The sequence below is a fragment of the Pantoea sp. AS-PWVM4 genome, from assembly GCF_000468095.1.
GTDB classification, from domain to species: Bacteria; Pseudomonadota; Gammaproteobacteria; order Enterobacterales; family Enterobacteriaceae; genus Pantoea; species Pantoea phytobeneficialis.
The window spans coordinates 65508-84326 of the sequence record NZ_ASZC01000005.1 but is presented as its reverse complement, the minus strand read 5'-3'; the positions used below and the strand labels follow the sequence as shown (position 1 = coordinate 84326).

Below are 18819 nucleotides of genomic sequence, written 5' to 3'. Positions count from 1 at the left end.
GTGTGAAGATCACGCTGGAAGAACTACGCGCCTGGGTTACGGTGGTGGATACCGGGTCAATTACCAGCGCCGCTGAGCAACTGCAACAGACCAGTTCCGGTATCAGCCGGGCACTGAGTCGTCTTGAGAGCAAGCTCGAAACCACGCTGCTGCATCGTACCACGCGTCGTCTGGCGTTAACGGAAGAGGGGCAAATCTTCCTCGAACATGCGCGCCAGATCCTCGCCTCCGTGGAGCTGGCGGAGGAACAAATCGCCCAACGACGTGATGTTCCCGCCGGGCGTTTACGCGTCAACGCGGCCGCTCCCTTTATGTTGCATGTGATTGTGCCGCTGGTGGACGCCTTTCGTCAGCGTTTCCCGCAGATTCAGCTGGAACTGAATACCGACGATATCGTGATTGATCTGCTGGAGCAGCAAACCGATATCGCGATTCGTGTCGGCGAATTACGTGATTCCTCGCTGCGTGCGCGGGTACTGGGCAGCAGCGCGATCCGCCTGCTGGCCAGCCCGGCTTATCTGGCAAAACACGGCATGCCGGAGACGGTAGCCAGTCTGCACGATCATCAACTGCTGGGGTTCAGCCAGTTGGAGGCGCACAATGTCTGGCCGGTGTGGCAGCAGGAAGGCGAATTTCTGCGCGTCAAACCCACGCTGTCGGCATCGAGCGGTGAAACCCTGCGTCAACTGGCGCTGGCCGGTCAGGGCATCGTGCGATTATCCGATTTTGTCAGTCGCGGCGACCGCGTCAGTGGCAGGCTGGTACAGGTGCTGGAAGCGGAAACGCGTGAACTGCGGCTGCCGATTCACGCGGTGTACTACCGCAATCAGTCGCTGGCCTCACGGATTAGCTGTTTTCTGGATTTTTTGCGCGAACAAATCGAAGAGAAAGGCTTACTGTAGCGGCGCGATTTATCGCGCGGCTTTTACGGCATCGCGCACGAAATTGCGCGATAAATCGCGCCGCTACGGGAGAATTACGACGCTGCCGCTTCCAGCACCAAAATCTTCACATCCACCACATCATCTTTGATGGTGGCGCGGTGCGCATCCATGTGCGGCATCTGTTGATGTTGCTCCAGATGACGCAGCGAATCCCACTGCTCCAGCATAAAGATCGAATCGGGTGAATTGTGCTTCCACGGTACCTGCGCCTGATGATCCACCAGCGCGTCATATTGGTGGCAACCCTCTTCCTGCAACACGGTGGGGATCAGGCGATGAATCGCCTCCAGTACCGTGGCACGACGTCCTGGCTTGATACAAATTTCTGCAACGACAGTCAGCATGAGATGTCCTTTTTTCCTGTGGTGTTTACAGTTAAGCAAAAATTTGGCTGAGATGAGTCCGATAACGTGCGATGTCGCGTGGCACATCTGGTTGTTTAATCACGTCATTACAAATAAAGGTCGGCAGCCCGGTCATACCGAGGAACTGATTGGCCTTATGGAAATGCAGATACACACCATCAACGCCAACCCCTTCGAAGAACTGCTCAGGATCGGTAAAGGCTTCCAGTGGCGCATTCCAGGTCAGCGACAGCATATATTTTTTACCCTGGATCAAACCGCCGGAGCCGTATTTTTTGCTGTCGTCTGAGCGGCTACGGCCATCGCTGGCGTAGAGTGAGCCATGACCTTCGGTAAACACGTCATCGATATATTTTTTTACCGTCCAGGGTTCACCCATCCACCAGCCCGGCATTTGATAAATCACCACATCGCTGGCGAGATATTTTTGGACTTCATCGGCCACTACGTAGTGGCTATCCGCCACCGTGATATCGACCTCATGGCCCAAATCGCGCAGCAGGCTGGCTGCCACCTCGGTTAGCGTATGGTTCAGTTCCCCTTTCGAATGGGCGAAGGTTTTACCACCGTCGATAATCAAAATTTTGCTCATGCTGCATGCGCTCCTTATGAGAAATTAACGCTCACTCTACGCGCGCGGACCAGGCAGAAAAATGCGTGTCAGATCACAAGACTTTTGCTTTTAACGCAATAATGCGCCAGCGTGTGGAACAATTGGAATGCAAACACAAAACAGAGAAGAAAAATGAAAACCATGTTATTCAGTGCGTTACTTCTGGTCAGCGGCGTCGCTCAGGCGCAATCTCACCTTGATCAGGTACGCGAAAGCAAAACGCTCAAAGTCTGTACCACCGGGGATTACAAACCGTATAGCTATTTGCGCAGTGACGGGCAGTATGAAGGGTTAGATATCAGCATGGCGCAGTCGCTGGCGGAAAGTCTCGGTGCCAAAGTGCAATGGGTACCCACTACATGGAAAACCCTCAGCGAAGATTTTGTCGCGCAGCATTGCGATATCGCGCTGGGTGGCGTGTCAGTCACTCTGAAGCGCCAGCAAATTGCCTGGTTCGCTCAACCGTTGGGGGTGGATGGCAAAATCCCGTTGGTGCGTTGCGCTGATAAAGCGAAGTATCAAACCATTGAACAAATCAACCAGCCGCAGGTGCGGGTGATTGAACCGGCAGGCGGCACTAACGAAGCCTTTGTGCACAGTCATCTGCCGAACGCTTCGCTGACGCTGTTCCACGATAACGTCACCATTTTTCAGCAACTGGTGGATAACAAAGCGGATGTAATGATCACTGATGCGTCGGAAGCCTTGTTCCAGCAGAAACACTATCCGCAGCTCTGTGCACTTAATCCGGATCAACCGATGCAGTATGGCGAGAAGGCGTACATGATCCCGCGTGATGATATGAGCTGGAAACAGTACGTTGATCAGTGGCTGCATCTCAGTACCGCCACCGGTGATTATGCGCGTATCGCGGAGCAGTGGTTGGGTGTGATCAAATAACCAAACCGCACGATAAATCGCGCCGCTACCATACCCTGCAAAATCCGTAGCGGCGCAATTTATTGCGCAATTAACGATACAAACTGGCTTTACCCAATCCGCCAAACAGGTTCATTTTGTAGCGAATCACCTCTTTTGCTGCCGCAATCGCATCCGGGTAGATCACATTCGGATCCCACCAGGTTTCGCGCGCCAGAATTTCGCGTACTTTCTGGAAGTAGGCGAACTTCATATCGCTGGAGATATTGATTTTGCCTACCCCCAGCGTCACTGCTTCGGCAATTTCCGCATCCGGGTTGGCGGAGCCGCCATGCAGCACCAGCGGAATGCTCAGACGCTGTGAAATGTCGCGCAGAATATGCATCTGCAACTCCGGCTTCATATCCTTCGGATAGATGCCGTGCGCGGTGCCAATCGCGACCGCCAGGGTATCAACACCGGTTCGCTGGACAAAATCCTCGGCCTGGGCTGGTTCGGTGTAGATCACCTTACTCACGCCGCCTTCTACCGTGGTGCCGGTATCGCCAATGGTGCCCAGTTCGCCCTCAACGGAAACGCCCACGGCATGCGCCAGTTTCACTACCTCTTTGGTCAGCGCCACGTTCTCTTCATAGGGTAACAGCGAGCCGTCGATCATCACTGAGGTAAAGCCGCACTGGATAGCGCGCAGCACCTGAGCGATGGAAGCACCGTGGTCAAGGTGTAGGGTGAAGGGGACGGTGCTTTTCAGCGTGCGCTCACGGACGTAGCCAAAAAATGCATCAGTAACGAATTCCAGTTCGCTGGGATGGATGGAGATGATCGCCGGGGTTTGAGTCGCCTCAGCTTCCTCGACCACAGCGCGAATAAAGCAGCTATCCGCCACATTAAATGCGCCAATGGCGAAACGATTTTCACGGGTAGGTGCCAACATCTCTTTCATAGAAATCAACATGTTATGTTTTCCTTAAGGTGATGTTTAGTCAGGGCCGACGGCAACGCCGACCCGATGATGAATAAAATTGGGAAGAAATCTGTCTTCCGTAAACCTGCGCGATAAATCGCGCCGCTACGATGCTGTGCCCGGTAATTAGACCTTACCGGCCGACCCCGACCAGCTCAGATACTCGGCCACCACTTCGCGGCAGGCGGATTCCATCAGCCCGAGCAAATCTGCCAGCTCGGCGTGGGGATGTTGTTTAAGTGCCTGTTGCAAGGCGTTCTTACCGGCATCAAATACCGCTGCGCCAACATTGATCTTGGCGACGCCAAACTGGCTGACGCGGCGCAGATCCTCAGCCGGCGTGCCCGATCCGCCATGCAACGCCAGTGGCAAGGGCGACACGGCGTTCAACTCCTGCAAACGCTGGAAGTCAATCTTCGGTTTGACGCCAGCCGGGTATAGCCCATGTGCCGTACCTACCGACACCGCCAGCAGGTCAATGTGCGTCTGCTCCACGAACGGCAGCACGTCGGCCACCTGGGTCATCTTCACCGCGGCATCCGCCAGTTCATAGGTTGGGGCATCGGCGATATGGCCCAGCTCACCCTCGACGCACACCCCAGCGGTATGCGCCATCTTCACCACCTGGCTGGTCTGACGAATGTTCTCCGCCAGCGGTTCAGATGAGGCATCGATCATCAGGCCGGTAAACCCGGCACGAAACGCCTGGCCAATCAGCGGGAAGGCTTTACCGTGGTCAAGTGCCAGCGCCACCGGCACCGTGGCGCTTTCCGCCAAAGCCCGCACCAGCGGCACCGCAAGCTGAGGTGGGAAATGCGTGCTATGCCCCTGATAAACATTGAGGATCAGCGGTGCGCGCTGTTGTTCGGCGGCCTGAATCGCCGCCCGTGTGGTTTCCAGGTTGAAGCAGTTAATCGCCAGCACCGCGTATTGTTGTTTCGCTGCTGCCTGAATCAGGTCATTCATCATGGCAAACATGGTGGCTCCTTATTCCAGTGTGAATTTGATCTCTTCATCGCGGACGCCAGGGGCTTCCACATCGTCGAACTCTTCATCCGCCTGGGTCACGGTTTTCTTCATCAGCGACAGCATCACGCCACACACCACGGTGCCAATGCCGAGCGCCAGACAGAACAGCCAGGGTTTGGTAAACAGCGGCACCACAAACATCCCGCCATGCGGCACCGGCGCTTCCACGCCCCACACCATAATCAGCCCGCCAGCAATCGCCGAGGCGACAACACAGCTGGCAACCACGCGCAACAGGTCACGGGCCGCAATCGGGATCACCCCTTCGGTAATCATGCAGATACCCATCGGGAAAGCGGCTTTCAGCGCCTCTTTCTCCGCTTTGGTGTACTTATGCCGTGTCAGCAGGAAGGAGAGGGTGATGCCGAAGGGAGGGATGATGGAGCCGACAAATTTCACCGCCTCTGGACCGTAAATGCCATCCACCAGCATGCCGTCGGCAAACAGCGACATGGTTTTATTGATCGGACCGCCAAAGTCGAAGGTCGCCATCGCACCGAGAATCGCCCCCATGACAAACTTCGAGCCACCCTGCATCGATTCCAGCAGATGAATCAGCGCCTTCTGCAACCAGACAATCGGCTGGCCGATAAAGGTCATCATCAGCAGCCCGGCAATGATGGTACTCAGCAACGGCAGCACCATGATCGGCATCAGTCCCTGCATTGATTGCGGCAGTTTGATGGTGCGGCGTAGCAGCAACACGGTATAACCGACGAGGAAGCCACCGAGAATGCCACCAATAAATCCGGTGCCGATCTGGCCGCAAATAAACCCGACGATCAAACCTGGGGCAAAACCGGGACGATCGGCAATCGAGTAAGCGATAGCCGCGCTGATCAGCGGCACGATCAGCCCCATCCCCCAGCCACCGATCTGGTTCAACATCCAGGCGATGGTGCCGGTTTGCTTACCGACATCCGGCCCGCCGATCACCTGGCCCAGGGCGATACAGATCCCGGCAGCGACGATCAGCGGGATCATCCAGGAGATACCGGTAAGCAGATGGCCTTTGATCTCCTGACCGTACTGACGTTTGTTGTCACTCATGATGGATCTCCTCAGGCACGCGCCAGCGAATCCGCCACTTTTTCGAGGAATTTCACCGGTGACTTGATCACCACTTCGGTTTTGACCCTCACGATAGGTTTGCCCTGAAAGCGCTCTTCGCCTTTGATCTTGACGTCAACGGCGAGGATCACCACATCGGCTGCGGCGATCGCTTCACGCGTCAGTTCCGTCTCGGTGCCGATGGTGCCCTGAGTTTCGACGTGGATGGTGTGGCCCAGTGCATGGGCGCCCTTAATCAGTTTTTCGCGCGCGATATAGGTATGCGCGATGCCTGCCGTGCAGGCCGCTACACAGACAATATTCATGTGTCACCTCAGAGGAGTTGGGTTAACAGAGGTCGGTTTCGGCGTACTGACTAAACAGCCGGATGATATTGCTGGGGTCGTTTTCCGCCAGCAGTTGGGCAATCACCTCATCATCGGCCAGCGCGCTGGCCACCTGCGACAACAGGCGAATGTGGGTGGTGTTCTGATCTTCCAGTCGCACCGCGAACAGGATGATGCAGCGCACCTGGCTGCCATCGAGCGTTTCCCAGGGAATATCCTGCTGGGTGCGGCCAATGGCTAAGGTGGTTTGCCGCACGGCGGCAGACTTGCCGTGCGGGATGGCGATATGGTTTTCAAATCCGGTCGAGCCTTCCGCTTCGCGCAGCCAGACATCGGCGATAAACGCCTCGCGATCGCTGATGGCGCCGTCCTGATACAGCAGCTCGGTCAGCTCGTTGATCACTTCTTCTTTGCTGGTGGCAGTCAGGGCCAGATTGACGCGGCGCGGCGTCAGAATGCGAGAAATATCCATCAGTCAGACCTCATTCAATTAATGTTCAGCCAGGACGCAGCGCGTCCCCTGTGGCAGCTGGCTGCCAATCATGGCGTCGGTAACCCGCCGGATATCGTCATCGTTAAAAAATGCACTGACATACACGCTGGGGATGGCACCGCTGTTGAGGTGAATCGTGGTAATCACCAAATCCACCGTTTCGCGCTGACAAAATGCCGCGTGGTTGCTGGCTGATACCACGCCTGCGATTTCCCAGTCCGGGAAGGCGCGCAGGATGCGACTTTTCAGCAAATGCGACGTACCCACTCCGCTGGAGCACACCACCAGAATGCGTTTATGGGCAATTTGCCGTTCCAGCGCGGCCTGAAAATGGACGCAAAGGTAACCAATTTCGTCATCGGCGACTGGCGAGAGATCGAACGTGCGCGCGGTCAGTTGCATGGCCTGTTGTGTCAGTGAAAATATTTCTTTCATTTCCTGCTGAATATCATCCAGCAATGGATTACGAATATGGATGTGATATTTAAGGCGATTTAATAAAGGCTTAATATGCACCAGTAACCCGTCAAATAATAAACGGTCCTGAGATAAATCCTGCTGAATAAAGGCCGAGAAGCGATCAATTAATTCACAGGTTATTTTAACCGACTCCGCCGTGGAAAATTGGTTATGCATTGGCGCATGGTCGCCACGTTCCTCCACCACAATGCCGGATGAGACGATATATTGATAAATAAAACCGACTTCATCGGCGGGTAGCGCACAACCGATACGTGCCTCAATCTGCGTAACCATCTGTCGGGCGATGGTCAGGATACGCTTATCGAGATCCTGCGCCGCCAGCATGGTCTGCAACGCCAGTACGTTCCCCTGCGCCATACGGTGCATCATGATCAAAATGTGGGTGCACAGATTGAGATACCAGGCATCGCCCAGCGGGTAACTCAGTTGCTGCTCCATCTGTTGCAGCAGCGCCTGGACAAAGGCCACATCCTCATCGCCAAAATAATGGACCAGTGCCTGCTGGCTGCCGGGATCAAGCCGTGGCAGCAAGGGCGTCCCGGCGACGTTTTGCTGCATCACATCATTAATCAGCGACACCATCGCCTGACGCAGCGTCTGTTCGTTGCCCTCGATATGGGTGCCGCCTGGGCCGCGCGCCAGCGTCAATCCCAACGGTTGCAGCCACTCTTCAATCACCTTCAGGTCATTAACAATGGAGGCATGGCTGATAAAATAACGTTCGGACAACTTACTGATTGAGGTTTCGCGTGGTGCATCACTCAGCAACTGGGAGGCAATTTTTACCCGACGGCTGTTGTGGCTCAGCGCTTCGCTGTTGTCATCGCCATTCAGTTGTTGTTCCAGTTGCAGGCGTTGCTGAACATCATCAACCCGCAAGCGTACGCCGCGGCCAGGGGTTTTCTCCAGCACCATCGCCCAGTTGTTCAGCCAGTTTTCCAGCCATTGCAGGTCACGGTAGATGGTTTTTTCGGATACGCCGAGCTGTTGCGCCAGTTGCTTCAAGGGTTGCGGCGCGGCCTGCTGCAACAGCAGTTTCACTAATCGGTGTTGTCGCGAAGTCAGTATTTGCATTCGTTCACCTTTATTTTGGCAAAACAGTTTCCCGTCAGGTTGTTTTTTATATTTTCCAGATGCCAGAAATCAGGAGCGCAAAAAATCTTTCTTATGGAGTATGAATTTAGAAAAGGACGGGGAAAGCAACAATACTAAATGTTGTCCTCCGAAGAGGACAGGATTAATACGAATTGGATTATCTGAAAATTAATTGGGATCGTGATCACAGCGCGTTGGAATTATTCATTGTGATCCTGATCGCATTCTATTTTGTTTTTTTAATCTGCCTCACATTTATTTTCCAACCATGATTCCTGATGTCAGAGATGGCTTCCCCTGTGACTAAGCCACGGGAATAAGGTACTATCCTCGCCAAACGACCGCCGGATGTCCCGCCGCCGTGGGCCACGAAGTGAGGATGCAAGCTTAATGAGCGAATTGACGCAGGATGGTGCAGAGCGTCTTGCCCTGCACAAATTTACAGAGAACGCGTACCTGAACTATTCCATGTACGTGATCATGGACCGTGCGCTGCCCTATATCGGTGACGGCCTCAAGCCGGTACAGCGCCGTATTGTCTACGCGATGTCTGAGCTGGGTCTGAACGCCAGCGCCAAATTTAAGAAATCAGCACGTACCGTGGGTGACGTGTTGGGTAAATACCATCCGCACGGTGACAGCGCCTGTTATGAAGCGATGGTGCTGATGGCACAGCCGTTCTCTTACCGCTATCCGCTGGTGGATGGTCAGGGCAACTGGGGTGCGCCGGATGATCCGAAATCGTTCGCCGCGATGCGTTATACCGAATCGCGCCTGTCCAAATATGCCGAAATCCTGCTGAGTGAGCTGGGCCAGGGCACGTCGGATTTTATCCCCAACTTTGACGGCACCTTGCAGGAACCGAAGATGTTACCGGCGCGTCTGCCGAACATCCTGCTGAACGGCACCACCGGCATCGCCGTAGGTATGGCGACCGACATCCCGCCGCATAACATTCGCGAAGTAGCGCAGGCCGCGATCACCCTGATCGAGAAGCCAAACACCACGCTGGATGAACTGCTGGATATCGTGCACGGACCGGATTTCCCGACCGAAGCCGAGATCATCACCCCGCGTGATGAGATTCGTAAGATTTACCAGAACGGTCGCGGCTCCATCCGCCAGCGCGCGGTGTGGAAAAAAGAAGAGGGTGAAGTGGTCATCACCGCGCTGCCGCACCAGGTTTCGGGGGCGCGCGTGCTGGAGCAGATTGCTGCACAGATGCGCAATAAAAAGCTGCCAATGGTGGAGGATCTGCGTGACGAGTCCGATCACGAGAACCCGACCCGTCTGGTGATTGTGCCACGCTCTAACCGTGTCGATCTGGATCAGGTGATGAACCACCTGTTTGCCACCACCGATCTGGAAAAAAGCTACCGCGTTAACCTGAACATGATCGGGCTGGATAACCGTCCGGCGGTGAAAAACCTGCTGGAAATTATCTCTGAATGGCTGGTGTATCGTCGCGATACCGTCACCCGTCGTCTGAACTACCGCCTGGAACGCGTGTTGCGTCGCCTGCATATCCTTGAAGGTTTGTTGGTGGCGTTCCTCAATATTGATGAAGTGATCCACATCATCCGTACCGAGGACGAGCCGAAAGCGGTGCTGATGTCGCGCTTTGATATCAGTGAGACGCAGGCCGAAGCGATTCTGGAATTAAAACTGCGCCACCTCGCTAAACTCGAAGAGATGAAGATTCGCGGTGAGCAGGCAGAGCTGGAAAAAGAGCGCGATCAGTTGCAGGCGATCCTCGCCTCTGAGCGCAAGATGAGCAACCTGCTGAAGAAAGAGTTGCAGGCTGACAGCCAGACCTACGGCGACGATCGTCGTTCACCGCTGCGTGAACGTGAAGAAGCCAAAGCGCTGAGCGAAACTGAGCTGGTGAGCGCCGAGCCGGTCACCATTGTACTGTCGCAGATGGGGTGGGTACGTAGCGCCAAGGGCCACGATATCGACCCTGCCGGTCTGAGCTACAAAGCGGGGGACAGTTATCTGGCCGCCGCGCGAGGTAAGAGCAATCAACCGGTGGCGTTTATCGATTCCACCGGCCGCAGTTATACCCTTGATCCGACATCGCTGCCGTCGGCGCGTGGTCAGGGCGAGCCGTTAACCGGCAAACTGACGCCGCCACCGGGTGCGGTGATGGAGCAGGTGCTGATGGAGCCGGATGAGCAGAAACTGCTGATGGCTTCGGATGCGGGTTATGGCTTTATCTGTACCTTTGCCGATCTGGTGTCGCGCAACCGTTCGGGTAAAGCGCTGCTGACGCTGCCGGAAAACGCCAAAGTGATGACGCCGATGGCGGTGAATCACGAAGATGACATGCTGCTGGCGATCACTCAGGCCGGCCGCATGCTGATGTTCCCGGTGGGCGAGCTGCCACAAATGTCGAAAGGCAAGGGCAACAAAATCATCTCTATCCCATCCGCAGAAGCCGCAGCGGGTAGTGACAAGCTGGTGTGGTTGCTGATTCTGCCGACCGGCAGCGCGATTACCTTACATGTAGGCAAGCGCAAGCTGGTGCTGCGCAGCGAAGAGTTGCAGAAGTTCCGCGCCGATCGTGGTCGTCGTGGTACGTTGTTACCACGCGGTTTGCAACGTATCGACCGTGTTGAGCTGGATGCCCCAACGCGCCACAGCGAAGCGAGTGAAGAATAACCCTGCAAAATAATAAAGCAGGCAAGGGTATGCCATTATTGAGGAAGCTATGTTACTAATTTTACGGGCTATTTTTGTAATCATCTATTCGATTCTGGTCTGTGTGTTTGGTTGTATTTGGTGCCTGTTTTCACCGCGTAACCCGCGCCATGTGGCCACTTTTGGCCACATGTTTGGTCGCTTATCATCGGTGTTTGGTGTCAAAGTGGAACTGCGTAAACCGGCCGATGCCGCGAGCTATGGCAACGCCATTTATATCGCAAACCACCAGAACAACTTCGACATGATCACGGCAGCCAAAATTGTGCAGCCCACCACGGTGACCGTTGGCAAAAAAAGCCTGTTGTGGATCCCGTTTTTTGGTCAGTTGTACTGGCTGGCGGGCAACCTGTTGATTGACCGTGATAATCGAGCCAAGGCACATGGCACCATTGGTGAATTGATCGATCAGTTTAAAAAGAAACGCATTTCGTTCTGGATGTTCCCGGAAGGGACGCGCAGCCGCGGACGTGGCTTGCTGCCGTTTAAAACGGGCGCGTTTCATGCCGCTATGGCAGCAGGGGTGCCCATCATCCCGGTGGTGGTGTCCAACACCCATGACAAAATCAAACTCAATCGCTGGAACAACGGTCTGGTGATTGTTGAGATGTTACCCCCGGTGGACACTGCCGCGTTTGCCGACAGTTCAGTACGTAAGCTGGCGACCCACTGCCGCGAATTAATGTCGGCGAAGCTGGAAGAATTGAACGCCGAAGTCGCCGAGCGTGAAAAAAACGGTAAAATCTGACCGTTCCCACGGGGCAGGCAATCTGCCCCGTGCCATCTCCCCGCTTGGGGGACAGCACAGCAATAGCAATTAGAAAAAATGGACGGCGTCCTCACGCCACGCTCAAAGGGTCTGAAGTTTTATGTCTTGCAGCAGACGTCAGTTTATTCAGCTTTCTGCCGGTGTTGCGCTTGCTACCAGCGCTATGCCATACACCGCGCGTGCCGCTTCCGCACCCGCTGGTGATACACCTCTTCCGGTCCCGCCGTTGATTGAATCACGCCGCGGTCAGCCACTCTTTCTCACGCTCCAGCGTAGCCACTGGTCATTCAATGGCGACAGCAACAAAGTGCCGGTTTGGGGCATCAATGGCATGTATCTTGGCCCGACGGTACGTGTGTACAGCGGCGACGACGTAAAACTGATTTACAGCAATCGTCTCAATGAGCCGGTGGCGATGACGGTGAGTGGTCTTCAGGTGCCAGGCGCCCTGATGGGTGGCGCGCCGCGTATGATGTCGGCGGGTGTTGACTGGGCACCCGTGCTGCCAATTCGTCAGGGAGCAGCGACCCTGTGGTATCACGCTAATACCCCCAACCGTATGGCCCCGCATGTCTACAACGGGCTGGCGGGGATGTGGCTGATTGAAGATGACGTCAGCAAGACGCTGCCGCTGCCAAAGCATTACGGTGTGGATGATTTCCCGCTGGTGATTCAGGACAAGCGTCTCGACAACTTTGCCACCCCGGTGTACGACCCGCCGCAGGATGGCGGCTTTCTCGGCGACACCTTACTGGTCAATGGCGTGCAAAATCCCTATGTGGAGGTTTCACGCGGTTGGGTGCGTTTACGCCTGTTGAACGCGTCTAACTCACGCCGTTACGATCTGGCTTTCTCCGATAATCGTCCGTTTACGGTGATCGCCAGCGATCAGGGCTTTTTGCCTGCGCCGGTCGCGGTGCAGCGTCTGTCGCTGGCTCCGGGTGAACGACGTGAAGTGCTGGTGGATATGTCGCAGGGTGATGTCGTGTCGATCACCGCAGGCACTGCGGCGGGTCTGATGGATCGTTTGCGCGGGCTGTTTGAACCTTCATCGATTCTTGCCAACACCCTGGTGTTGACGCTGCGGCCGACCGGTTTGCTGCCTTTGGTGACGGATAATCTGCCGATGCGTCTGCTGGCGGATCAGATTCTGGATGGTGCGGCGGTACGTACCCGTGAATTCCGCATTGGCGATGGCATGCCGGGCATCAATGGTGCGCTGTGGAATATGGGGCGTATTGATACCACCGCGCAGCAGGGCAGCTTTGAACGCTGGATCCTGCATGCCGACCGCCCGCAGTCACTGCATATTCAGGGCGTGATGTTCCTGATTAAAAGCGTCAATGGCGCGCAGCCGATGGGTGAAGATCGCGGCTGGAAGGATACGGTGTGGGTTGATGGTGATGTCGAATTGCTGGTGAGCTTTACGCAGAGTTCGTCGGATCACTTCCCGTTTGTTTATTACAGCCAAACGCTGGAGCTGGCGGATCGCGGTACTGCGGGGCAGTTATTGGTTAATCCATCGGCGTAATTTTTTTCCCTCACCCTAACCCTCTCCCGCAAGCGGGAGAGGGGAATGATAGGTACACGAGCCGGCAAGCGGGAGAGGGGATTGAGAGGTGCACGGGTACTTCCTCCCTCTCCCGCTTGCGGGAGAGGGCCGGGGTGAGGGCAATAGCGCGCACCTAACCGCCAAATTTCTCCGGATCCGGTCCCAACCGCTTACCAATATCCAGCGTGGTGATCTCACTGATCTCCGGTTTTTCCAACCGGAAATCAAACACCTTAAAGTTCTCCTCAATACGCGCCGGCGTCACAGACTTCGGAATCACCACTAACCCGCTGTCCAGATGCCAGCGAATAACGATTTGCGCCGGAGTTTTGCCATATTTCTTCGCAAGGCTTTTGATCACTTCCTGATCAAACACCCCCTGGCCGCCTTGCGCCAGCGGACTCCAGGACTCAGTCTGGATTTGGTGCAGGGCATTCCACGCGTGCAGGGTGCGCTGCTGCAACATCGGGTGCAGTTCTATCTGGTTTACCACCGGGGAAACCCCGGTCTCATCCATCAGACGTTTCAGATGCGCTTCGTTGAAATTACACACCCCAATACTTTTGGTCAGCCCCTGTTGCTGCAACTTAATCATCTGTTCCCAGGCACTCAGGTACAGATCTTTAAACGGACAGGGCCAGTGCATCAGGTAAAGATCCACCTGATCCAGTTTGAGTTTTTCCAGGCTGGTTTCCAGTGCCTGCTGCGCATTTTTCTGGTCATCATTCCACAGCTTGGTGGTGACGAAAACCTGTTCGCGAGGCACGTCCGTCTCCTGCAACGCCTGACCAATCGCCTCCTCGTTTTTGTAGGCGGAAGCCGTATCGATAGAGCGATAGCCCACCTCCAGCGCTTTTAATACCGCTTTGCGTGCTTCATCAATACTTGCCTGCCAGACACCCAGCCCGAGCTGCGGCATCATATTGCCGTCGTGCAGTTTAATCAGTGGTTGGTCTGCCATAGTTGCTCCTTATTTGTCGCAGTGACTCACCGGAAACACTGAGGTTAAGTCTAGTCAACAAACCTTAGCCTCGGGTTCATTGTGGCAACTCTGCGGCATTTTTGTGCTGTCTGTTTCTGCCGGAATCTTGCCTGATTCTCCAGCAAACTGGAGCTTTCGCCCGAGGTGCGGCAAACTGCCTTTTTTGCTGCGAGAGACTATGCCATGCCTTATGACACGCTTTGCCGTCAGCTTGCCCGTCAGGTGATTGCGCTGATGAAGCCTGGTAGCCAGCCGCTATGTCAGCTGGATAACGTGCGATTGATCTACGCCGACGAGCCGTTGCCGCGCACGCCGATGATGTATCAGCCCGGCATTGTCATTCTGTTTCAGGGGCGTAAAACCGGCTATCTCGGCAGCACGGTGTTCCATTATGACGCCACCAAATACCTGATGCTCACCGTGCCGCTGCCGGTGGAGTGTGAAACCGAAGCGACGCCAGAAGAGCCGCTGGCGGGAATGTGTCTGACGGTCGATAACGCCAGCCTACAGGATTTATTGATGGAGATTGGCGACGATCAGGATTTTCAGCCGCAGCCGCAAACCTCTGGCATTCATTCCGCTTTTCTCAGTGAAGAGATGCTGTGCGCCGCTGAGCGTCTGCTGGATGTGATGCGTAAACCGCGTGACGCGCGCGTGCTCGGGCCGCAAATCGTGCGGGAAATTATCTACTACGTGCTGACCGGGCCTTGTGGCGGCGCGCTGTTATCATTGATCAGCCGCCAGACGCAATTTAGCCAGATCGCCCGTGCGTTGCGCCGTATCGAAAGTCATTTCAGTGAAAACCTTAGCGTGGAGACGCTGGCGGCAGAGGTGAACATGAGCGTATCGGCGTTCCACCACAACTTTAAAGCCGTAACGCAAACCTCGCCGTTGCAGTATCTGAAACGCTATCGCCTGCATCAGGCGCGCCTGTTGATGTTACAGGATGGGATGCGTGCCAGTGCCGCGGCGGTACGCGTCGGGTATGAAAGCCCTTCGCAGTTTTCACGCGAGTTTAAGCGTTATTTCGGCGTCACGCCGGGAGAGGAGGCAAGCCGCGTGCGTCAGACGGTGTTTGAGTCCACCGCCGACGCCGCGCAGCTTCTATGACGCCTTCGGGCGTCTTTTTTTCCAGATCACCAGAATGCTGCCCGCCAGCCCGACGAACAACAAAACTACCGGCAGCAGCATCAGAATCGCCATCACCTGATCTTCATGGCGTTTGATAAACGGCACCTGGCTGATGCCATAGCCGAACGCCACCACAATGCATACCCACAGCCAGCCGCTCAGCCAGTTAAAAAACTGAAAACGACCGTTCTGCAAACCGGAAATGCCTGCCATGGTTGGCAGCAGGGTACGCACAAACGCCAGAAAGCGACCCACCAGCAGCGCCATCAACCCGTGGCGGTTAAACAACTGCCAGGCGCGTTGGTGATATTGGGCTGGCAGGTGCATCAGCCAGCTTTTGACAATTTTGGTGTTGCCCAGCCAGCGTCCCTGAAGATAGCTCAGCCAGCAGCCAAGGCTGGCCGCGGTGGTCAAAATCAGCATGGTCGGGACAAAGTCCATCACACCTTTGGCAACCATCGCCCCAGCCAGCAGCAGCAAGCTGTCGCCCGGCAGAAAAGACGCTGGCAATAAACCGTTTTCCAGAAACAGCGTCACAAACATCACACCGTAGACAATCCACACCACATCCGGATTGGCCAGCGCGGCAAAATCCTGATGCCAGAGCGCCTGGACAATCTCATGTAAAACACCCATCTGCTATTCCATCAAGTCACAAGGATTTTATTTTAACGGCCTGCGTAGCAGCAGACGTTGATCTCTGCCACGCGGCATCAGGCTTGTTGAGGCTTTGTTGAAGATTTTAGCGTTTCAGGCGCTCAAACCCGGCTTGCAGATCCTCAATCAGGTCGGCAACGTGTTCCAGACCAATATGTAGCCGCACCAGCGTACCGGTAAAATCGACGCCACCTGCCGGGCGAATCTCAGCCAGCTCTTCCGGTTGATTGGCGAGGATCAGCGACTCATAACCGCCCCAGGAGTAGGCCATGCTGAAGTGGTGGAAACCGTCGAGATAGTGCGCCAGCTGCTCGCCGCTCAGCTTCTCATGCAGGATGAAGGAAAACAGGCCGCTACTGCCGGTAAAATCTCGCTGCCAGAATTCATGCCCCTTGCACTGCGCCAGCGCCGGATGGTTAACGCGCGCCACTTCCGGGCGAGCGGCCAGCCACTCCGCCACCTGTAAACCACTCTCTTCATGCTGGCGCAGACGCGTACCCAGCGTGCGCAGACCACGGCTCGCCATATAGGCAGTATCGGCGTCCACCATCTGGCCCATCAGGTAGGAATTTTCACGCAGTTGATCCCAGCAGCGGGCGTTAGCGACGGCAGTGCCGATCATCGCATCGCTGTGACCGATCAGGTATTTGGTCCCGGCCTGGATCGAAATATCGACGCCATGCTCCAGAGCGTTAAACAAAACGCCCGCCGCCCAGGTATTATCGAGCATGATGATGGCATCAGGGGCTTTGCTGCGCACTGCGGCGACAATCGCCGGGATGTCCTGCACTTCCATGGTGATAGATGCAGGGGATTCCAGGAACACCACGCGGGTATTGGGTTGCACCAACGCGCTGATTTCGCTGCCAATGCAGTGATCAAAAAAGGTGGTGGTGACCTGAAGTTTGCTGAGGATTTTGGTACAGAAGTCCTGAGTCGGTTCGTAGACCGCGCCACTCATCAGTACATGATCGCCAGCGGCGACAAACGAAAGAATAGCGTTGGCAACCGCAGCAGCACCACAAGGATAGAGCACGCAACCGGCACCGCCTTCCAGTTCGGTCATCGCATCCTGGAGGGAAAAGTGTGTCAGGGTGCCACGACGGCCATAAAACAGTTCGCCTTTCGCCCGCCCAGCGGTGGCGCGTTTTTTATCGGCGACGGTGTCAAACACCAGCGATGAGGCACGCTGAATCACGCTGTTGACTGAACCCTGAGTGTAACGTTTGCTGCGTCCCGCGCTGACCAGCGTGGTGTCTATTTTTTTCGTTGCCATCACTGCCTTTCCTGCCGCATTTCACAAAACCACCACGTTAACACGAATCGCTCCTGTGCGTTGCCCCTGATTACGGAATATCAGACAGTCACCTTCATTGAACGAAGCGTGATCCGTAGCGGCGCGATTTATCGCTCATTCCCGTGCGCAATGCAGGAAAAAACCGCGCGATAAATCGCGCCGCTACGGGCGTACCTTTACATCACTCCCATGATATGTGGCAGCCACAGCGACAGCGCCGGGATATACGTGATTAACATCAACACCAGAAACAGCATGCAGTAGAACGGCAGCATCGCGCCGACCACCTGTTCAATCTTCTGCTTACTGACCGCACTGGCAACGAACAACACGGTGCCGACAGGTGGCGTGATCAGGCCGATACCGAGATTGGTCATCATGATCATGCCGAAATGCACCGGATCCACGCCGAGTGAGGTAGCGACAGGCAGCAGCACAGGCGTCAGGATCAGGATGATCGGTGCCATATCCATCAGCGTACCGATCACCAGCAGCAGCACGTTAATACACATCAGGATCACGTACTTGTTGTCCGACAGGCTGGTAAAGGCTTCGGTAATCGCGGTGGGCAGTTGCATAAAGGTCATCACTGCGCCAAAACCGGCCGCGAAGGCAATCAACACCATCACGATGGTGACGGTTTTGATGGTGCGAAACAGCAGGATGTGCAACTGGCTCCACTTAAAGTCACGATAGATAAACATGGTGACGAAGAATGCCCACAGGCAGGCAATGGCCGCAGATTCCGAGGCGGTGAAAATCCCGGACAGAATGCCGCCGAGAATAATGACGATGGTGAACAGCCCCCAGAAGGCATCAAAGAAGATCTTCAGCGCCTGGCGAAACGGGATCGCTTCACCTTTGGGATACCCACGTTTGCGCGCAAATCCCAGACACATCACCATCAGACATGCTCCGAGCAGCAGACCGGGAAAAATACCGGCGACAAACAACGAGGAAATGGTCACCACGCCGCCCGTTGCCAGCGAATAAATCACCGAGTTATGGCTGGGTGGCGTCAGCACCGCCTGCACCGAGCCGCTGGCGGTCACCGCCGCCGCAAAATCGCGTGGATAACCTTTCTCCTCCATTTGCGGGATCATTACCGAGCCTATCGAGGCGGTATCCGCCACGGAAGAACCGGAAATTGCACCGAAAAACGTCGATGCGACGATATTCACCAGCGATAAGCCGCCACGAATAAAGCCGACGAAGATATAGGCAAAATTCACCAGGCGTCGGGCGATCCCGCCTTCAGCCATGATCGCGCCCGCCAGAATAAAGAACGGGATGGTGAGTAACGAAAACTTATTGATGCCGTTGGTCACCTGAATCACCACCGCTTCAAGCGGCAGGTCAATCCACCAGGCACCGATAAAGGCGCTAAACCCGACCGCGAAAGCGACCGGAAAGCCGACCAACAGCAACAGAATCAGACTGCCAATCAGGATGAATGCGTCCATCACGAT

18 protein-coding genes are annotated in these 18819 nt (G+C 55.4%); 6 read left to right on the top strand and 12 right to left on the bottom strand.

Features of this window, described 5'->3' with window-relative positions:
* The first annotated feature begins 2 nt into the window (after window positions 1-2).
* On the top strand, window positions 3-902 hold the full coding sequence (locus L579_RS06320; RefSeq protein ID WP_021183450.1) for a LysR substrate-binding domain-containing protein: 900 nt from the start codon (window positions 3-5) through the stop codon (window positions 900-902).
* Between the two features lie 74 nt (window positions 903-976).
* On the opposite strand, the gene L579_RS06315 is transcribed toward L579_RS06320, so the two are convergent.
* Both L579_RS06315 and L579_RS06310 read right to left on the bottom strand, forming a co-directional pair.
* Window positions 977-1288: a putative quinol monooxygenase gene (locus tag L579_RS06315; RefSeq protein WP_021183449.1), complete on the bottom strand. Its 312-nt coding sequence runs from the start codon at window positions 1286-1288 to the stop codon at window positions 977-979.
* Window positions 1289-1319: 31 nt separating this feature from the next.
* Window positions 1320-1901, bottom strand: coding sequence for an NAD(P)H-dependent oxidoreductase (locus L579_RS06310; protein WP_021183448.1), 582 nt, complete (start codon window positions 1899-1901; stop codon window positions 1320-1322).
* A gap of 153 nt (window positions 1902-2054) precedes the next feature.
* Between L579_RS06310 and L579_RS06305 the strand changes: the two genes are divergently transcribed.
* Window positions 2055-2822, top strand: a complete 768-nt coding sequence (locus tag L579_RS06305; protein WP_021183447.1) for a transporter substrate-binding domain-containing protein — start codon at window positions 2055-2057, stop codon at window positions 2820-2822.
* Between the two features lie 70 nt (window positions 2823-2892).
* Here the strand turns inward: L579_RS06305 and L579_RS06300 are convergent, their stop codons facing one another.
* The 6 genes from L579_RS06300 to L579_RS06275 all read right to left on the bottom strand — a co-directional run bounded on the left by L579_RS06300 (window position 2893) and on the right by L579_RS06275 (window position 8241).
* Window positions 2893-3756: a ketose-bisphosphate aldolase gene (locus L579_RS06300; RefSeq protein ID WP_021183446.1), complete on the bottom strand. Its 864-nt coding sequence runs from the start codon at window positions 3754-3756 to the stop codon at window positions 2893-2895.
* 135 nt (window positions 3757-3891) lie between these two features.
* Entirely contained in the window at window positions 3892-4743 is an 852-nt protein-coding gene (locus tag L579_RS06295) for a class II fructose-bisphosphate aldolase (protein ID WP_021183445.1), read from the bottom strand.
* 9 nt (window positions 4744-4752) lie between these two features.
* A complete protein-coding gene (locus tag L579_RS06290; protein WP_021183444.1) occupies window positions 4753-5844 on the bottom strand; it encodes a PTS fructose transporter subunit IIC in 1092 nt (363 codons plus the stop codon).
* Window positions 5845-5855: 11 nt separating this feature from the next.
* Window positions 5856-6170: a PTS fructose transporter subunit IIB gene (locus L579_RS06285; protein ID WP_013510517.1), complete on the bottom strand. Its 315-nt coding sequence runs from the start codon at window positions 6168-6170 to the stop codon at window positions 5856-5858.
* 22 nt (window positions 6171-6192) lie between these two features.
* A complete protein-coding gene (locus L579_RS06280; protein WP_021183443.1) occupies window positions 6193-6663 on the bottom strand; it encodes a PTS sugar transporter subunit IIA in 471 nt (156 codons plus the stop codon).
* 18 nt (window positions 6664-6681) lie between these two features.
* The gene (locus tag L579_RS06275; protein WP_021183442.1) at window positions 6682-8241 is read right to left on the bottom strand and encodes a BglG family transcription antiterminator; all 1560 of its coding nucleotides are present in this window, start codon (window positions 8239-8241) and stop codon (window positions 6682-6684) included.
* A gap of 411 nt (window positions 8242-8652) precedes the next feature.
* Between L579_RS06275 and parC the strand changes: the two genes are divergently transcribed.
* From parC to ftsP, 3 genes are all read left to right on the top strand, one after another.
* Window positions 8653-10923, top strand: a complete 2271-nt coding sequence (gene parC, locus L579_RS06270) for a DNA topoisomerase IV subunit A (protein WP_021183440.1) — start codon at window positions 8653-8655, stop codon at window positions 10921-10923.
* A gap of 49 nt (window positions 10924-10972) precedes the next feature.
* Window positions 10973-11710 (top strand): 1-acylglycerol-3-phosphate O-acyltransferase, encoded by a 738-nt coding sequence (locus L579_RS06265; RefSeq protein WP_021183439.1) that lies wholly within the window; start codon window positions 10973-10975, stop codon window positions 11708-11710.
* Between the two features lie 121 nt (window positions 11711-11831).
* The gene (gene ftsP, locus L579_RS06260; RefSeq protein WP_021183438.1) at window positions 11832-13262 is read left to right on the top strand and encodes a cell division protein FtsP; all 1431 of its coding nucleotides are present in this window, start codon (window positions 11832-11834) and stop codon (window positions 13260-13262) included.
* Between the two features lie 154 nt (window positions 13263-13416).
* Here ftsP and dkgA read toward each other — a convergent pair whose 3' ends face one another.
* Complete coding sequence (dkgA, locus tag L579_RS06255; RefSeq protein WP_021183437.1) at window positions 13417-14244, bottom strand: 2,5-didehydrogluconate reductase DkgA; 828 nt, start codon at window positions 14242-14244, stop codon at window positions 13417-13419.
* Window positions 14245-14448: 204 nt separating this feature from the next.
* Here dkgA and L579_RS06250 point away from each other — a divergent pair, with 204 nt between their 5' ends.
* Window positions 14449-15375: an AraC family transcriptional regulator gene (locus L579_RS06250; protein ID WP_021183436.1), complete on the top strand. Its 927-nt coding sequence runs from the start codon at window positions 14449-14451 to the stop codon at window positions 15373-15375.
* On the opposite strand, the gene L579_RS06245 is transcribed toward L579_RS06250, so the two are convergent.
* From L579_RS06245 to L579_RS06235, 3 genes are all read right to left on the bottom strand, one after another.
* Entirely contained in the window at window positions 15370-16032 is a 663-nt protein-coding gene (locus L579_RS06245; protein ID WP_013510509.1) for a DedA family protein, read from the bottom strand. The two genes, L579_RS06250 and L579_RS06245, sit on opposite strands and share 6 nt — an antisense overlap.
* A gap of 106 nt (window positions 16033-16138) precedes the next feature.
* Entirely contained in the window at window positions 16139-17329 is a 1191-nt protein-coding gene (metC, locus tag L579_RS06240; RefSeq protein ID WP_021183435.1) for a cystathionine beta-lyase, read from the bottom strand.
* A 197-nt stretch (window positions 17330-17526) separates the two neighbouring features.
* On the bottom strand, window positions 17527-18813 hold the full coding sequence (locus L579_RS06235) for a TRAP transporter large permease (protein WP_021183433.1): 1287 nt from the start codon (window positions 18811-18813) through the stop codon (window positions 17527-17529).
* Between the last annotated feature and the right edge of the window lie 6 nt (window positions 18814-18819).

Bases quoted from the DNA above. Each gene is read 5' to 3' on its own strand.
- L579_RS06315 (WP_021183449.1), bottom strand. From the start codon at position 1,288: ATGCTGACTGTCGTTGCAGAAATTTGTATCAAGCCAGGACGTCGTGCC.
- L579_RS06310 (WP_021183448.1), bottom strand. From the start codon at position 1,901: ATGAGCAAAATTTTGATTATCGACGGTGGTAAAACCTTCGCCCATTCG.
- L579_RS06305 (WP_021183447.1), top strand. From the start codon at position 2,055: ATGAAAACCATGTTATTCAGTGCGTTACTTCTGGTCAGCGGCGTCGCT.
- L579_RS06300 (WP_021183446.1), bottom strand. From the start codon at position 3,756: ATGTTGATTTCTATGAAAGAGATGTTGGCACCTACCCGTGAAAATCGT.
- L579_RS06295 (WP_021183445.1), bottom strand. From the start codon at position 4,743: ATGTTTGCCATGATGAATGACCTGATTCAGGCAGCAGCGAAACAACAA.
- L579_RS06290 (WP_021183444.1), bottom strand. From the start codon at position 5,844: ATGAGTGACAACAAACGTCAGTACGGTCAGGAGATCAAAGGCCATCTG.
- L579_RS06285 (WP_013510517.1), bottom strand. From the start codon at position 6,170: ATGAATATTGTCTGTGTAGCGGCCTGCACGGCAGGCATCGCGCATACC.
- L579_RS06280 (WP_021183443.1), bottom strand. From the start codon at position 6,663: ATGGATATTTCTCGCATTCTGACGCCGCGCCGCGTCAATCTGGCCCTG.
- L579_RS06275 (WP_021183442.1), bottom strand. From the start codon at position 8,241: ATGCAAATACTGACTTCGCGACAACACCGATTAGTGAAACTGCTGTTG.
- parC (WP_021183440.1), top strand. From the start codon at position 8,653: ATGAGCGAATTGACGCAGGATGGTGCAGAGCGTCTTGCCCTGCACAAA.
- L579_RS06265 (WP_021183439.1), top strand. From the start codon at position 10,973: ATGTTACTAATTTTACGGGCTATTTTTGTAATCATCTATTCGATTCTG.
- ftsP (WP_021183438.1), top strand. From the start codon at position 11,832: ATGTCTTGCAGCAGACGTCAGTTTATTCAGCTTTCTGCCGGTGTTGCG.
- dkgA (WP_021183437.1), bottom strand. From the start codon at position 14,244: ATGGCAGACCAACCACTGATTAAACTGCACGACGGCAATATGATGCCG.
- L579_RS06250 (WP_021183436.1), top strand. From the start codon at position 14,449: ATGCCTTATGACACGCTTTGCCGTCAGCTTGCCCGTCAGGTGATTGCG.
- L579_RS06245 (WP_013510509.1), bottom strand. From the start codon at position 16,032: ATGGGTGTTTTACATGAGATTGTCCAGGCGCTCTGGCATCAGGATTTT.
- metC (WP_021183435.1), bottom strand. From the start codon at position 17,329: ATGGCAACGAAAAAAATAGACACCACGCTGGTCAGCGCGGGACGCAGC.
- L579_RS06235 (WP_021183433.1), bottom strand. From the start codon at position 18,813: ATGGACGCATTCATCCTGATTGGCAGTCTGATTCTGTTGCTGTTGGTC.